Raw genomic sequence first — 14203 nt, 5'->3', positions numbered from 1 at the left:
AAGTGGAATCATGCTGCGGTGTTGTGGGTTGCCGCGGGCGCCGGCAACGACCTCGCATAGCGCTCGTCCGGGGTCATCCCGCCGAGACTCGAATGGGGCCGCCGGCTATTGTAGAACACGAAGTACCGGCAGAGCGCGGCCCTGGCTTCCGACACCGATCCGTAGGCTCTCAGGTACACCTCCTCGTATTTGACGCTCTTCCATAGCCGCTCGACGAAGATGTTGTCCTTCCAGCTCCCCCCGCCGTCCATGCTGATGGCGATGCCGTGGTCCTGCAGCAGGCCGGTGAAGGCCTCGCTGGTGAACTGGCTGCCTTGGTCCGTGTTGAAGATCTCTGGAGCGCCGTGGCGCTCCAGAGCCTCTTCGACCGCCTCCCGACAGAAGCTCACGTCCATCGTGATCGACACCCTCCAGGCCAGCACCCGGCGACTGTGCCAGTCCACCACCGCCGTCAGGTAGACGTAGCCCCTGGCCATCGGGATGTACGTGATGTCCATAGCCCACACCTGGTTCGGCCGGGTCACGGCCAGTCCTCTGAGGAGGTAGGGATGGACGGGATGGCTGGGGTGCCGCCGGCTGGTGGCGGGCCTCCGTTAGAGCGCCTCGATGCCCATGCGGCGCATCAGCGAGGCAACATGCCTGCGTCCAGGGCGCAGGCCCTCCCGCCGCAGCATGTCGCGCAGCATCCTGCTGCCCGCAAAGGGGTGTTCCAGGTGCAGTTCGTCCATGCGGCGCATGAGGCCGAGATCGGCAGCGCTCACCGGCCGGGGCCGGTAGTAGACGCAGGCGCGGCTGATGCCGAGGGATCTCGCCTGGCGGACGACGGGCAGGGCGTGGGTACGGTCAATCATCGCCGTGCGTCCAGCAGGCCGGCCTTGCTGAGCGCGGCTCCTAAAAAATCGTTCTCCAGCGCCAGCTCACCGATCTTGGCGTGCAGCGCCTTCAGGTCCACGGGCTTCTCCTTCGGCCCTGGCCCATCGCCGAACACCTCCGCCGCCCGCTCCAGCAGCTGCGCCTTCCACTGGGTGATCTGGTTCGGGTGCACGTCGAACTGGGTTGCCAGCTCCGCCAGGGTCTTCTCGCCGCGGACCGCCGCCAGCGCCACCCTCGCCTTGAACTCTGCCGAATGGTTCCGACGGGGACGTCTGCTCATCTCTCGCTCCTTGTTCCGATGGCCTCATCATGCCATCTTCAGGCAGCGATTCCACTTATCCCCGCTGTCTAGTTTTCCGGAACCACCTCTAGGTACCCCAGCACGCTTCTGCCAACTGCTGAGTGCTTCGATGTCCTCATCTTTGATAATGATCGTAGGAACGACGGCGGTTTTCTTAAGTCCATTTCTGCCACCGAGACGCTTTTGGGGTGTCAGGGTTGTTCCGTAATCGGGCATTTTCTTAGCGATCCATAAGCTGTTCTCGCATTCAACAGCGATGACGGCGTGAGATAGCAGTAGTTTCATTGGCGGCGCTTCTTCGGACGAAAACGGCAGTTCGGTGAGGCCGCCGAGCTCAGCTATGGCTTCTTTTACCTTCGATTGGTCTGATTTCTTGAAGACTAAGAGGTCAGGACGTTTTGCATTGCCAAGACCTGCGGCATCTAGTCGTTCGAAATACAATTCAAATTCGCGAACATCATCCGGAGCGACACCGCTCGGGCCGTATGGGACGGCAAAGAATCGGGAAGTGTTATTTACGGCTTCGATAAGGCGTTCCTCACTCCAATGGCCCTGCGACCAGCGCATAAGAAAGTCGCTGCCTCTCAGGCGACGTGGGTTCAACCAAAATTCGCACCAGGCCACCGGATGATGGCCGTGTAATTCGAACTCAATTTCCTCAGCTTGGACGCTGAGTAGCTTCTCGAACAGGCTTTTCTGGCTAACTTTCATGAGGGAAATGCTTTGTCCAATATGCAAAAGACAGAGGGTATATCTAAAAGCGTGCTTAGGCTACTGCAACATTACCCAAGGAGGCAAGGTGGCAATGTCAGAGAAAGAGGGTGCCCCTGCCGCGTCGGTCTCGGTTTTTCCCGGACGGTGTGGTACTAGTTGCCCCTTCGACAACTCAAGGACAGGTTCTGATGGCAGAGGCGAGATCGGCGGCCTCGAGGGCGCGAAAGATCGGCTAGACCTTGACGGTCATCAAAGTCGGCACCTTGTTTTCCTGAGGAACGGGCAGACCGTCAGCGATGAGGGCTTCGATGTAGGCCTCGATGGCTTCGCGGATGTTTCGCCGGGCGGCTGCTTTTGTCGGCCCTTGGGAGACACAGCCCTTCAAGGCGGGGGCGTAGGCGATGTAGCCGGACTCGCGGCCTTTTTCAATGATGACGGTGTATTTCATCGAGTCTCCAGCCTTCCTCAATTATAGCGGTACAGCCGCCCCAGGTGGGCTCTGGGGTGGAGAGACAGCCTGCCCGCCCTACGGCGAGGCGCGGTAGAAGGTGGAGACGCGGCGGATGGCCGCGAAAAGCGGAAGCGTCTCCGGCGGGATTGCCTTCGCCACTTCATCCCGCAGGAAGACCGGATCGCCGATGTCCGACTCGTAGAAGAGGAGGAAGCGCGGCGAGTTCTTGTCCATGGTGGAGCGGAAAGGCTCCCCGGTGATGATTTCGCCGAAGGAGCCGGTGTGGAAGAGCCCCAGGTTCACCACGCGCGGCATGCGCTCCTCTAAGTAGAGCCGCTTCAGCTCGCCCGTTTTCCCCGGGTCGGAGCTATCCAGCAGGATGCACATGAGGCTCTGGGTGCGCTTGCGGCGCTCCGTGCTGAAGACGGTGGAGAGGAGGGTGTAGATGGCGAAGTAGGCCTTGCGCGTCCCGGCGTGGATGCGCTTCTCTGCCCGGAGCTTCGCCACCGTCTTGGTGAACTCGCGGTAGGCGGCGTCGGGATCGGGCCAGAAGGTCTCGTACATCGCCAGGAACTGCCCTTCGCTGTGGGACGGCCTGGGGTTCGTGTTGTGGAACATCGTCGCGTTCACAAAGATGCCCGGCTGGCAGACGTCCGGGAAGTGGACGGCCTGGTACCAATTGTTGTACTCGGCGGCCTTGGCCGGGTCGCTCACGTCCGTATTCGTGTACATCAGCCCGGTGGGGCGTCGTCCGTCCATAGCGGGCCTCCTTTGTCTTCCCTTGGGGACGGGCGGATGAAGAGCGCTTCTCTTCGCCGCCCGCGCTCAATGGGGATACTTGGGCCACGATTATGCACCGGGGGCGCACGGCAGGAAAGGCAAGCCGCTGCGGGGCGAAAAGGACTCTAGCTCAGCTGCGGCAGCACATCGCGCGTCAGCGTCTTGATGGGCTCGAACTCGTCCACGTCCCAGAAGCTGACGATGAAGTAGTTGATGCCGACCTTTACATAGCCCCGCAGCTTCTCCGCCACTTCGTTGGGCGTGCCCACCAGGGTGCGCGCAGTGAAATGCTCGTCGCTGATGCCGGCGGGCTTCCAGCGCTTGATCTTGCGCTCCAGTTCGGCCTTGTTGGCGGCGAACATGATGGGCGTGAGGCGCGTCTTGAGGATGGCGTCATAGTTGGTGCCCAGGGCTTCGCAGTGGCGCTTGAGGTTCTCCAGGACTTTGGCGTTCGCCTCGGGAAGTCCGCCGCCGATGTTGTGGGCCTGGGCATACTGCGCCGTCAGGCGGAGGGTGACCTTCTCGCCGCTGCCGCCGATGAGGATGGGGATGTGCGGCTTCTGCACCGGCTTGGGGAAGCAGACGGCGTTCTCCACCCGGAAGTGCTGGCCGATGTAGGTGGCGCGGTCCTGGGTCCACATGGCCTTGAGGACGTTGATCGCCTCTTCCAGCCGTTTCATGCGCTCGCCGACGGCGGGGAAATAGAGGCCGTACCCCTTGTGCTCGTAGTCGCACCAGCCGGCGCCGATGCCGCAGATGAGCCGCCCGTTGCTGATGGTGTCTATGGTGGCCGTCATCTTGGCCAGCACCGAGGGCGGCCGGAAGCCCGCCGCGGTGACCATGGTGCCGAGCTTGACGCGCTTGGTGACGGCGGCCAGGGCGGCCAGCGTGGTCCAGCACTCCAGGATAGGGTCTCCCTCAGGGGCCACAGAGACGATCTGGTAGAGGTGGTCCATGAGCCAGACGGAGTCATACCCGGAATCTTCCGCCGTCTTGGCGATCCGCTGGGCCACGGCGTAGACGTTCTCATTGGGGTGGTTGGGATAGGTGAAGGAGGGGATCTGGATGCCGAACTTCACTGACATAAGAAACTCCTCAAGGGACCGGGCAGGCCCCGATTAGGTGTCGTAAGAGTGCTATGGCCCAGGTGTGATGTCAAGGGTGAGACGGGACGCCGGGGGAGAAAAATTGGTCGGAAATTGGGCCAAAAGGGACTCCACAAACGGCCGGTCGTTATGGTAACATTGAACTTAGTTCAAAATTGACGGAGTGAGAAGTATGCAGCAGCAGGTAAGCCAATTTCTCGAGTTCGTGACGGCCGAAAAGCGCTTTTCCAAGAACACGCGCGCCGCCTACCAGAACGACCTCTCCCAGTTCCGCGAGTTCATCGAACCCAAGATGAACGGCGGCGGCTGGCCCGGCGTCAATCGCGGACTGCTCTCCGAATATGTGCTCTCCATGCGCGACCGCGACTATGCGCCGACAACGGTGGCCAGGAAGATCGCCGCCATCAAGTCGTTCTTCGGATTCCTCTCCGATGAGGGCGTGGTGAAAGAGGACCCCACGGAAGACTTGGCCTCGCCGAAAGTGGGCAGGCCCCTGCCGAAGTACATCGGCTTCCCCGAGATCGAGCTGCTGATGGCGCAACCCACCAAGAAGGGGGCGACGCCTGAGGCCCTCCGCGACCGGGCGCTCCTGCAACTGGTCTACGCGACGGGCATGCGCGTGAGCGAGCTCGTCTCCCTGGATGTGACGTCGCTCAACATGGAGGGGGCGCTGGTGCGGTGCATGGGCAAGGGCGGCAAGGAGCGCATCATCCCGATGCACAGCCAGGCGGTGGACGCCGTGCGCGCCTACCTGGAGATGGGCCGTCCCACGCTGGTGCGCGGGAGCACGGAGCGGGCGCTCTTTGTGAACCAACGGGGCCAGCGGCTGACGCGCCAGGGCTTCTGGCTCATCCTGAAGCAGTACGCCAAGGACGCCGGGGTGAAGTCCAAGATCACGCCGCATATCCTGCGGCATAGCTTCGCGACGCATATGCTTCGCAACGGCGCGCCGCTCAGGAACGTCCAGGAGCTGCTGGGGCATGCCAACATCTCCACGACGCAGGTCTACACGCATCTGACGAGCGACCACCTGCGGGAGCAGTACGAGAAGGCGCACCCTCGGGCGGTCTAGCCGTGGGAGGCCCGTTGGCTGAAGCCAGCGGGAGAATCACCCTCTCCTCTCGGGCTACGCTCGAGTTCCTCTCCCCTCAATGGAGAGGCGTGTCACCCGGCGTGTGCGCGCCGGTTTAGGTCCTTTCTGGGAGGGCGGCGTGGCTAAGCGGAAGCAGCGCATCGCCATTGGGAGCGACGAGCGGTCGGCGCTGACGGATGCCGTCATCGAGGAGCTGCGGAGGCGGGGGCATGACCTTTCGCTCCATGGGGCGCTGATGGATGACGACCCGAACTGGCCCGTCGTCGCCAAGGCGGTGGCGGAGCGGGTGGCCTCAAAGAAGGCGGAGCAGGGCATCCTATTCTGCTGGACGGGCACCGGGGTGAGCATGGCAGCGAACAAGGTCCCCGGCGCGCGGGCGGCGCTCTGCGCAGACGCGGAGACGGCCCGCGGGGCACGGAAGTGGAACGACGCCAATATCCTGTGCATGAGCCTTCGGCGCACCTCGCCGGCGGTGGCGAAGGAGATGCTGGAGGCCTGGTTCGCGACGGGGCCTGAGGCGAGCGAGGCGGCGAACATCGCGCGGGTGAAGCGGATGGACTCGGCGAAGGGCGGCGCGTAAAGAACTAGGGAAAGCCCCCTCAAAACATCTTGTGCCTGCCCCTGGCCTGTGCTATACACTAGCGAACCTCTTCCGGCGGGGGATCTCGGAACGGCTTCTCCGCCGCATGGAAAACGAGCGCGAGCCTGGAGCGGAGGTGCGGCATGCCAGTAGTCACGATCAACGGCAGGACGGGCACGCTCATGCGAGCCGTGGGCCTGGACGTGGCGCGGCTCCTCAGCGCCGACTATGTGGACTACCAGATCATCGCGGAGGCGGCGCGGCGCACGGGGACGTCCGTGGAGGCGGTGGTGCTGAAGGACGAGCGGGCGGCGCGAGGGCGTGAGCGTCTTGCGCGGTTCTTCAACAACTTCCTGGAGAAGTCAGCGGCGGCAGGCTCGGCAGGGGACCCATTCCTGGGGCCGAGCGGCGTTGAGGTGCTGATGAACAAGAGCCTGACGGAGGCGGCCCAGACGCCCCAGACGCCAGCTGAGCAGCTGAACGATTCCCGGTTCATCCAGGTGCTGACATCCGTGATCCAGGACGAGGCGAAGACGGGGAATGCGGTCATCATCGGCAGGGGCGGGAATATCATCCTGAAGGATCTGCCGAACGCGGTCCATGTGCAACTAGTGGCCGGGGAGGAGAGCCGGATCGCGATGATCATGGCCCGGGATAAGCTCAGCCGGGAGGCGGCGGTCAAGTTCCTGAAGGAGTCCGATGCCGGGCGGGAGAACTATTACAAGAAGTTCTTCAGGGCCCGCCCGGAGGACCCGGCCTACTATCACATGTACCTGAACACGGATAAGCTGGGCGAGGAGCACTGCGCCCGGATCATCGCGGAGGCGGCGAAGGAGATGGAGCGGCCGGTGGCTCGGGTGAGCTAGGGCGCCCCCGGTGAAGGCCGCTTTCCTTGCGGCCTCTTTCGGGCGGCCCTATAATAGCTTCACCCCTGTTCCCAGATAGGAAGACCATGTCTAAGCATTCCTCCAGGCGCATCGCCGCACGCCAGGCCGAGCTTGCCCGCCGGAAGAGGCGCCATGGCCACGCGCCGCAGGAGGCCCCCGAGCCTGAACTTGGCGAGGCGCAGGGCGAGCCGGTTGCGGCATCGGCGCAAGCCTCCGAGGAGGCGGCGACGGCGCAGCCGGGCGCGCTGCCGGAGTTCAGAGCCCGCGGCAGAGGGCAGGCGGCCGGGCGGCCGTTCTCCTCCAAGCCGGTGGCGGCGAACGTCTATTTCATGCAAGACGTTAGACTCATCGGCGCGCTTTCCGTCTTGATGCTGGCCGTCCTCATCGTCCTGGCCTTCGTCATCAAGTAACCGTCAGCTAGTCCGTTCGTACTCACGCGGTCCATCAGCCCATCGCTGTCTGATAGCACGTTTGCCTGCTTTCTCTGCTTCAATTCTTGTAGAATCGCTTTCATGGAACCGGAAAAGTCAGTGCGCCTCCTTGCGGCCACGCCCACGAAGCCCGGCGTTTACTTGATGAAGGACGCCAAGGCGCAGGTGCTCTATGTGGGCAAGGCGGCGAACCTGCGGAACCGCCTGCGCTCCTATTTCGGCAACCCGGGCGAGTTCTCGCTGAAGATCGCCGAGCTGATGCCCCGGGTAGAGGACTTTGAGTACATCGTGACGGACTCGGAGGCGGAGGCGCTGCTGCTCGAGAACACGCTGATCAAGAAGCACAAGCCGCGCTTCAATATCCGCCTGAAGGACGATAAGACCTATCCCTATATCAAGGTGACGCTGGCGGAGGATTTTCCCAGGCTTGAAGTGACGCGGCGGGTGGCGAGCGACGGCAATCGCTACTTCGGCCCCTTCGCAAGCGCGAGCTCCATGCGAAAGACGATGGCGATGCTGAAGCGGCTCTTTCCCTACCGCACCTGCACGAAGGCGATCACGGGGAAGGATGCCCGGCCATGCCTGGAGTATTACATCCACCGGTGCGTCGCGCCGTGCGTGGGGCTGGTGAACAAGGAGCAGTACGCCCAGGTCATCAATCAGACGATGCTGTTCCTTGACGGGAGGCACGAATCGGTGCTGGAGCAGCTGAAGGGGGAGATGGAGCAGGCGGCGGAGAGCCTAAAGTTCGAGCGTGCCGCGGCGCTACGAGACCAGATCAAGGCTGTGGAGCGCGTCTCCGAAGAGCAGAAGGCCGTTTCCCTGGAGCGGCAGGACAAGGATATCCTGGCCGTGGCGGCGGGCGACGACGAGGCATGGGTGGAGGTCTTTTTCATCCGCCAGGGGAAGCTGAGCGGCCGCGACAGCTTCATTATGGAGGGGACGAAGAGCGAATCGCCGGGGGAGGTCCTGGCGGCCTTCGTGACGCAGTTCTACCCCTCGGCCTCCTTCGTGCCGCCGGAAGTGCTGCTGCAGCATACGCCGCCCGAGGTCCGCGAGTTGGAGGCGCTCATCAGCCGGAGGCGGGGAAAGCCTGCGCGCATCAAGGTGCCGGAGCGCGGCGCTTCGCGAAGGCTGATGGAACTGGTGGCGCGCAATGCGAAGGAGGGGCTGGAGCAGCGCCGGGTGAAGTGGATGGCGGACCGGGAGAAGGTGGGGGCGGCGCTGGAGGAGCTGCAGGAGGCGCTGAGCCTGCCTGGAATCCCCCGGCGGATCGAGACGTACGATATCTCGAATATCCAGGGAACTTCGGCAGTGGGCAGCATGGTGGTCTTTGAGGAGGGGCAGGCGAAGTCATCGCTGTACCGCCGGTTTAAGATACGGACGGTGGAAGGCTCGAACGACTACGCCATGATGAAGGAGATGTTGAGACGCCGCTTTGGGAGAGGCGAGAAGGCTAAAGAGCAGGATAGCGGCAGGGGATGGGGCGCGGCCCCGGACTTGGTTATCATTGACGGGGGCAAGGGGCACCTGAACGCGGCGCTGGAGGTGATGCTGGAGATCGGGAAGGCGAACATCCCTCTGGCGAGCATCGCAAAGCGGGAGGAGGAGATCTTCATCCCGGACAGCGCCGAGCCGATCGTTCTGCCGCGCAACTCGCAATCGCTCTATCTGGTGCAGCGGATGCGGGATGAGGCGCACCGGTTCGCGATCACGTATCATCGCACCCTGCGTTCGAAGCGGAGCGCGCGCTCCGTGATGGACGAGATACCGGGGATCGGCCCCAGGAAGAAGAAGGCGCTGATGTTGCGATTCGGTTCGGTGCAAGGGATACGCGAGGCGCCGGTGGACGAGGTGGCGGCGGTGATGGGGATGACGCGCTCCCTGGCAGAACGGGTGAAGGCGGCCATCGGATGAGCTACTACATCGCGGACAGCGTTTGCATCAGCTGCGGGGCGTGCGAGTTCCCCTGCGATACGCTGGCCATCAAGCGCCGGGAGGATACCTACCGGGGAACGTTTGTGATTGACCCCATGCTCTGCTTCGATTGCGGGGTCTGCGTGAAGAACTGCCCGGTGGACTGCATCCACCAGGACCCGGATTCGATCATCTGCCACGGGCGGGGCTGCCCGCTGAACGCCAAGTCTGCCATGAAGGACTGGGAGTGCAGTGAGCTGAAGGAGCGCTGCGCCGCCTGCGGCAACGTATTGTGGCGCAAACCAGGGGAAGAGCAGTGGTTCTGCTTCAGCTGCGATTCCGGCAAGGGGCTGTGCCCCAAGGTGAAGGCGGCGCAGCGGCCCGGCTACACGGTGCCAGTGGTCAACACAAAGCTGGAGCCGAAGGCCCGGGCGAGATAGCTACGGCAGGCCGACGCCTGGGACATCAACCTGAACGGCATAGATGCCGCCGATTATGTACTAAATGACAAGGGAGGCAGAAGGTGAAAAACCGTCTGGGACGGTTAGATCCCCGAGAGCTTGGCCGGGTTGGTCTTCACCATGACCTCCACCTCTTCATCCTTGAGACCCAAGGTGAGGAGGTTGGCGATGAAAGTCTTCATGCCGTAGGCCGGAGGCGGGTTTGAGATCTGGCCGAAATCGCTGCTGAGGATGCAGTGCTCCGGGCCGATGGCCCTGATATTTTCGATGAGGGCCTCCCAGGTGATGACCTGGGTGCGCCCGGTGAGGCCGATGAGGGCGTGCTCCAGATAGGCGCCCATGCGGACGTACTCCTTCATCATCTCCATCGTCGGCGTGCCGCCGAGGTTCGCGGTGATGGGATGGGTGATGATGATGCGCTTGATGCCGATGGTGTGGGCCTTCTTCACCACGGCCATCGTCTCTTCATTGCTGATGTGGCCCGTGGCGAGAACCAGGTCGTGCTTCTTCACCTGCTCGAGGACGTCCAGTACCGGTTGGTTCAGGTTGCCGCTCTTATCCAGGCAGGAGATGCCGAGGTCGGGGCGCTTGAAGAACCTGTCCATATCGCCGACGGAGGAGAAGGTGGGAAGCCAGACGATGCGGCCGCCGATGCCGCCGAGGGTGCTGACGGCCTCCGCGTTGAGGCCGCCCACATCGTGGTCAAGGCAGATGGCGCCGATGGGCTCGATGTTGGGGTAGAGGCGCTTCCCCACCTGGGCGAGCGCGCCGGTTGGATAGTCCTTGCTCTTGAGGGCGATGCCGCGGAGCTTGAGGTCGGAGGCCGTCTCCAGCAGGGTGAAGAGATCTACGCTGCGCTCGAGCTTGCTATCGGGCCCGAAGTGGGCGTGCATGTCAATGCAGCCCGCGGTGAGGTTCTCGACGGTTTTAGCTTTGACTTTCGACCAGGTGGGCCGTGGCAGTGTCATCGCGAGCCTCCTAGAGCATCATCAACTGGGCGACTTTCTCCCGGTGGTACTGGGCGTCGCCGAAGAGCTGTTCCATCACCTTGGCGCGGCGGTACCAGAGCTGCATATCGCGCTCCTTGTAGACGCCGATGCCTCCCATGATCTGGTGGCCCTTAGCGGTGACGCGGAGCGCGGCATCGCTTGAGACGGCCTTTGCCTGGGAGGCCTCTATCACATGGGAGAGGCCTTGGTCCACGCGCGATGCGGCATCGTAGACGGCGAGAGTTGCGGCATCGGCAGCGGTGAGCATATCGGCGGCGTAGTGCTGGACGGCCTGGAAGCTGCCGATGGGCTTGCCGAACTGGACGCGATGCTTGGCATAGTCAACAGCGTGCTCCAGGGCGGCGCGGGCGCACCCGGCCAGCTCTGCGCTCGCGGCGATGGTGGAGAGGGTGATGACCTTCTGCAGGGCAGGCCAGGCTTTGTGCAGCGTGCCGAGGATGTTCTGCCGAGAGACCATCACCTGGTTAAAGACGATCTCGCACTGCTTGTCGTCGGCCATACTCTTCAGAGGTGTCTTGGTGATACCTTTGGCATTGGCCTCCACCAGGAAGACGGTGATGCCGTCGGCGTGGTCCTCGGTATCGCGGGTGCGGGCGACGACGATGTAGTGATCGGCCGATGCGCCGTACTGGATGAAGAGCTTGGCGCCGTTGATGGCGTACTCGGGACCGCGCATGATGGCGCGGACGTTGACGCCCCAGGGGTCGTAGGAGGCGCTGGCCTCTGTGAGGCAGAAGGCGTAGCGCGACGAGCCGTCGAAGAGTTTTGAGAGGTGGGCCTTCTTCTGCGATTCGCTTCCCAGATGGAGGATGGCGAGGGCGCTTTGGAGGGCGGCGTTCTGATAGGGCGTAGGGAAGGGATGGCGGCCGAATTCCTCTAGGAGAATGGCGAGTTCAGTGAAGCCTTTGCCTTGGCCGCCGTAGGCAGCGGGGAAGGCGAGACCGAGCCATCCCATCTGGGCCATGGCGCGCCAGTGGTCCTGCGAATAGCCCAGGTCGCCGGCCTCAAGCTGCCGCACCACGGTGCGGTCGCAGTGGGCCGCCAGGAATCCGCGAACCGCTTTGCAGAAGGCCTCTTGCTCTGGAGTGAAGGAGATGTCCATGGCGGCCTACCGGGGCATGCCCAAGCCGCGTTGGGCGATGACGTTGCGCTGGATCTCGTTGGAGCCCGCGCCGATAGTGCCGACGATGCCGTGGAGATACTCGTAGGAGAAGTGCCCCTTCTCCGGGGCGTGTGGCGAGCCGCGTTCCAGGCCGCCATAGAGACCCATGATCTGCGTCCCGGTGAGGGCGATGCGCTGGATGAGCTCGGAGCCCCAGATCTTGTTCATGGAGGCTTCGTAGTTCGGGACCTTGCCTGCCGCCTGCATCGCGGCGACGCGCTTGGTGAAGCGGAGGCCGGTGGCGATGTCCATGGAAAGCCGGGCAAGCTTCTGCCGCACCTCAGGGATCTTGTTGAGGGGCCTGCCGTTTCGCCAGTGGATGCGGCAATAGTGCACCAGCTCTTCGAAGAGGCGCTGGGCCGTCCCATAGGTGGAGAAATTGGAGCGCTCGAAATCCAGGGCGGTGGCGACCTGATACCAGCCACGGTGAAGTTCGCCGATGAGGGCGGACTTGGGGATGCGGACGTAGTGGAAGAAGACGCGGTAGTGGGTCCAACCTGCGATGGTCTCCACAGGCTCCACCTTGATGCCCGGCGTCTTCATATCGAGAAGGAAGATGCTGATGCCCTTGTGCTTGGGCGCGTTCGGGTCGGTGCGGGCGGCGAGCCAGCAGTAATCGGCCTTGTGGGCGCCGGTGGTGAAGATCTTCCTGCCGCTGATGACGAAATCGTTGCCATCGGCAACGGCCTTGGTCTCCAGATTCGCCAGGTCGCTTCCGGCGTTGGGCTCGGAGTAGCCGAGGCAGATGTTTAGCTCGCCACGAAGGATCTTGGGGAGAAAAAAGGCCTTTTGCTCAGGCGTGCCGAAGATCATGAGGGGCGCGGCGACCATGGCGACGGAGATGTCAATGACGGGCGCGCGGGCATAGGCGGCCTCGTAGGCGACGATGGCCTGGTAGAGCATGCCCTTCTCCTGGCCGCCGTACTCCTTGGGCCATGCGACGCCGAGATAGCCGGCATCGCCTGCGGCCTTGCGAAGGGAGCGCTCGAAGGGCTGTTTGAGGCCGTAAAGCTCGGTAAAGTCCTCTTGGCCGGCGGTCTTTTCGGGAGCGACAAGCTCCTTGAAGAAGGCGCGGACTTCCTTCTGGAAGGCCTCTTGCTCTGGGGTGAAGCGGAAGTCCATGGCGGTGACGTGAAGGAATCTTATTCCCTTATGGGGAGAAGTCAAGGGAAGAGCGAGGAGCGATATGCAGGGAGCAGGAGGTCAGGTCGAGTAGGCGTCAGGGGACGAGGGCGGTGCGGGTGACGGCGAGGGAGTGGGCGTCCGGCCGGGACCATTCGGAGGACTGAAAGGCTTTGGTGATTTCGGCGAGAGGGAAGGAGTGGGAGACCATCTTTTCAAAGGGATAGCGGTGCTGGGCGCGCGCTAGGAATTCGATGGCTTTGGGGAGGACCCAGCCATCGTAACAGGCGGCGGAGACGATGTTTTTGCCGAGGAGCATGGAGGGCATGAACTGGATGGTACCGGGTTCGCCGGCGCTGACCTGGCCGAGGACGGCATAGCGGCCGCCCATGCGGGTCATCTGGAGGCCTTCGACGACGGCGGAGGGAAGGCCGACGACTTCGACGACGACATCGGCACCCGGAGCGCCGACGATCTCCTTGACCCGGGCGACGCGCTCGGCGGGAGTCTTGTGCTGGGCGAGGTCTATGGTGTGGGTGGCGCCGAACTCCTGGGCTAGGCGAAGGCGGCCCTGGATGCCGTCTATGACGATGATGGGATTCGCGCCGCGCTCCTTGGCGATGGCGGCGGCGTAGAGGCCGAGGCCGCCCGCGCCCTGGATGACGACGCTTTCGCCGACGCGCAGATCGGCCAGGTGGAGGCCGAACATGACCTGGCTGAAGGAGCAGTTGATGGGAGCGACCATGGCATCCGGGATGGTGTCCGGGACTTTGAAGAAGTAGTTGCCTTTGCCGAGGTAGAAGTATTCGGCGAAGCCGCCGGTGAAGTAGGGCGGCTGGCCCACCTGGTGGTGGATGAACATCTTTTTGTTGGGGCAGGAGGCGGTTTCGCCACGGAGGCAGCGGGGGCAGGCCATGCAGCCAGCGAAGTAGGTGAAGACGACGCGGTCGCCTTCCTTGAGGGGGGTGCCGTTGGAATCGGTGACGACGCCGGGACCCTTGGCGTAGACGCGGCCGACCATCTCATGGCCCATGACGGCTTCGCCGTGTCTGGCGACCATGCCGGAGGGGATATCGCCGCGCCAGTAGTGGAGGTCGGAGCCGCAGATCATGCTCATGGTGACTTTGACCAGGAGGTCGCCGGGGGCGACTTGGGGCAGGGGGAATTCGCGGAGGTCAAAGGGCTTGTGGGGGCCTTTGAAGATGGCCACACGGCCGTTCATGGGGGACCTCCGGAGCGGGAAGTGGGGCGAAGTATAGGGAGCCGCAGAAGGGGAGTCAATAAAGAGAGGAGACCACACCTCACCCTGGCTCTC

General features: G+C 63.3%; 14 protein-coding genes and 1 pseudogene. 6 read left to right on the top strand and 9 right to left on the bottom strand.

The genetic code is table 11. The features are described 5' to 3' along the window. Nucleotides 1-8 precede the first annotated feature (8 nt). The 5 genes and pseudogenes from FJ039_03185 to FJ039_03165 form a co-directional block, all read right to left on the bottom strand. Nucleotides 9-1153, bottom strand: a pseudogene (locus tag FJ039_03185) (IS3 family transposase). A 27-nt stretch (nucleotides 1154-1180) separates the two neighbouring features. Continuing rightward, the gene (locus FJ039_03180; GenBank protein ID MBM4405172.1) at nucleotides 1181-1885 is read right to left on the bottom strand and encodes an AccI family restriction endonuclease; all 705 of its coding nucleotides are present in this window, start codon (nucleotides 1883-1885) and stop codon (nucleotides 1181-1183) included. 235 nt (nucleotides 1886-2120) lie between these two features. Beyond that, nucleotides 2121-2336, bottom strand: coding sequence for a type II toxin-antitoxin system HicB family antitoxin (locus tag FJ039_03175; protein ID MBM4405171.1), 216 nt, complete (start codon nucleotides 2334-2336; stop codon nucleotides 2121-2123). 78 nt (nucleotides 2337-2414) lie between these two features. After that, nucleotides 2415-3098 (bottom strand): hypothetical protein, encoded by a 684-nt coding sequence (locus FJ039_03170; GenBank protein ID MBM4405170.1) that lies wholly within the window; start codon nucleotides 3096-3098, stop codon nucleotides 2415-2417. A gap of 146 nt (nucleotides 3099-3244) precedes the next feature. Then, on the bottom strand, nucleotides 3245-4204 hold the full coding sequence (locus FJ039_03165) for an LLM class F420-dependent oxidoreductase (GenBank protein MBM4405169.1): 960 nt from the start codon (nucleotides 4202-4204) through the stop codon (nucleotides 3245-3247). A 193-nt stretch (nucleotides 4205-4397) separates the two neighbouring features. Here FJ039_03165 and xerD point away from each other — a divergent pair, with 193 nt between their 5' ends. The 6 genes from xerD (at nucleotide 4398) to FJ039_03135 (ending at nucleotide 9573) form a co-directional block, all read left to right on the top strand. Beyond that, nucleotides 4398-5297 carry a site-specific tyrosine recombinase XerD gene (xerD, locus tag FJ039_03160; protein MBM4405168.1) on the top strand — a complete coding sequence of 300 codons (900 nt, stop codon included), beginning with the start codon at nucleotides 4398-4400 and terminating at the stop codon, nucleotides 5295-5297. A gap of 79 nt (nucleotides 5298-5376) precedes the next feature. Further along, a complete protein-coding gene (locus tag FJ039_03155) occupies nucleotides 5377-5898 on the top strand; it encodes an RpiB/LacA/LacB family sugar-phosphate isomerase (GenBank protein MBM4405167.1) in 522 nt (173 codons plus the stop codon). A 143-nt stretch (nucleotides 5899-6041) separates the two neighbouring features. Continuing rightward, entirely contained in the window at nucleotides 6042-6764 is a 723-nt protein-coding gene (locus FJ039_03150; protein ID MBM4405166.1) for a cytidylate kinase-like family protein, read from the top strand. An 86-nt stretch (nucleotides 6765-6850) separates the two neighbouring features. Beyond that, nucleotides 6851-7195, top strand: coding sequence for a hypothetical protein (locus FJ039_03145; GenBank protein ID MBM4405165.1), 345 nt, complete (start codon nucleotides 6851-6853; stop codon nucleotides 7193-7195). Nucleotides 7196-7297: 102 nt separating this feature from the next. Further along, nucleotides 7298-9133: an excinuclease ABC subunit UvrC gene (gene uvrC, locus FJ039_03140; protein MBM4405164.1), complete on the top strand. Its 1836-nt coding sequence runs from the start codon at nucleotides 7298-7300 to the stop codon at nucleotides 9131-9133. Beyond that, the gene (locus tag FJ039_03135) at nucleotides 9130-9573 is read left to right on the top strand and encodes a 4Fe-4S dicluster domain-containing protein (protein ID MBM4405163.1); all 444 of its coding nucleotides are present in this window, start codon (nucleotides 9130-9132) and stop codon (nucleotides 9571-9573) included. The genes uvrC and FJ039_03135 overlap by 4 nt, the downstream gene beginning before the upstream one ends. 104 nt (nucleotides 9574-9677) lie before the next feature. Here FJ039_03135 and FJ039_03130 read toward each other — a convergent pair whose 3' ends face one another. The 4 genes from FJ039_03130 to FJ039_03115 all read right to left on the bottom strand — a co-directional run bounded on the left by FJ039_03130 (nucleotide 9678) and on the right by FJ039_03115 (nucleotide 14110). Further along, complete coding sequence (locus FJ039_03130) at nucleotides 9678-10562, bottom strand: hypothetical protein (protein ID MBM4405162.1); 885 nt, start codon at nucleotides 10560-10562, stop codon at nucleotides 9678-9680. A 10-nt stretch (nucleotides 10563-10572) separates the two neighbouring features. Next, nucleotides 10573-11706, bottom strand: coding sequence for an acyl-CoA dehydrogenase (locus tag FJ039_03125; protein MBM4405161.1), 1134 nt, complete (start codon nucleotides 11704-11706; stop codon nucleotides 10573-10575). 6 nt (nucleotides 11707-11712) lie between these two features. Beyond that, on the bottom strand, nucleotides 11713-12888 hold the full coding sequence (locus FJ039_03120) for an acyl-CoA dehydrogenase (protein MBM4405160.1): 1176 nt from the start codon (nucleotides 12886-12888) through the stop codon (nucleotides 11713-11715). 97 nt (nucleotides 12889-12985) lie between these two features. Continuing rightward, the gene (locus FJ039_03115) at nucleotides 12986-14110 is read right to left on the bottom strand and encodes a zinc-binding dehydrogenase (protein MBM4405159.1); all 1125 of its coding nucleotides are present in this window, start codon (nucleotides 14108-14110) and stop codon (nucleotides 12986-12988) included. Nucleotides 14111-14203: the final 93 nt, after the last annotated feature.

The sequence above is a fragment of the Chloroflexota bacterium genome (assembly GCA_016875535.1).
Taxonomy (GTDB): domain Bacteria; phylum Chloroflexota; class Dehalococcoidia; order SHYB01; family SHYB01; genus VGPF01.
The sequence above is the reverse complement of the archived record's forward strand: the minus strand, read 5'-3'. Positions and strand labels throughout refer to the sequence as shown.

What these genes read in the sequence shown, in the direction of transcription:
- xerD (MBM4405168.1), top strand. Translation starts at nt 4,398, where the DNA reads ATGCAGCAGCAGGTAAGCCAATTTCTCGAGTTCGTGACGGCCGAAAAG.
- FJ039_03115 (MBM4405159.1), bottom strand. Translation starts at nt 14,110, where the DNA reads ATGAACGGCCGTGTGGCCATCTTCAAAGGCCCCCACAAGCCCTTTGAC.
- FJ039_03180 (MBM4405172.1), bottom strand. Translation starts at nt 1,885, where the DNA reads ATGAAAGTTAGCCAGAAAAGCCTGTTCGAGAAGCTACTCAGCGTCCAA.
- FJ039_03145 (MBM4405165.1), top strand. Translation starts at nt 6,851, where the DNA reads ATGTCTAAGCATTCCTCCAGGCGCATCGCCGCACGCCAGGCCGAGCTT.
- FJ039_03170 (MBM4405170.1), bottom strand. Translation starts at nt 3,098, where the DNA reads ATGGACGGACGACGCCCCACCGGGCTGATGTACACGAATACGGACGTG.
- FJ039_03120 (MBM4405160.1), bottom strand. Translation starts at nt 12,888, where the DNA reads ATGGACTTCCGCTTCACCCCAGAGCAAGAGGCCTTCCAGAAGGAAGTC.
- FJ039_03155 (MBM4405167.1), top strand. Translation starts at nt 5,377, where the DNA reads ATGGAGAGGCGTGTCACCCGGCGTGTGCGCGCCGGTTTAGGTCCTTTC.
- uvrC (MBM4405164.1), top strand. Translation starts at nt 7,298, where the DNA reads ATGGAACCGGAAAAGTCAGTGCGCCTCCTTGCGGCCACGCCCACGAAG.
- FJ039_03150 (MBM4405166.1), top strand. Translation starts at nt 6,042, where the DNA reads ATGCCAGTAGTCACGATCAACGGCAGGACGGGCACGCTCATGCGAGCC.
- FJ039_03175 (MBM4405171.1), bottom strand. Translation starts at nt 2,336, where the DNA reads ATGAAATACACCGTCATCATTGAAAAAGGCCGCGAGTCCGGCTACATC.
- FJ039_03125 (MBM4405161.1), bottom strand. Translation starts at nt 11,706, where the DNA reads ATGGACATCTCCTTCACTCCAGAGCAAGAGGCCTTCTGCAAAGCGGTT.
- FJ039_03135 (MBM4405163.1), top strand. Translation starts at nt 9,130, where the DNA reads ATGAGCTACTACATCGCGGACAGCGTTTGCATCAGCTGCGGGGCGTGC.
- FJ039_03130 (MBM4405162.1), bottom strand. Translation starts at nt 10,562, where the DNA reads ATGACACTGCCACGGCCCACCTGGTCGAAAGTCAAAGCTAAAACCGTC.
- FJ039_03165 (MBM4405169.1), bottom strand. Translation starts at nt 4,204, where the DNA reads ATGTCAGTGAAGTTCGGCATCCAGATCCCCTCCTTCACCTATCCCAAC.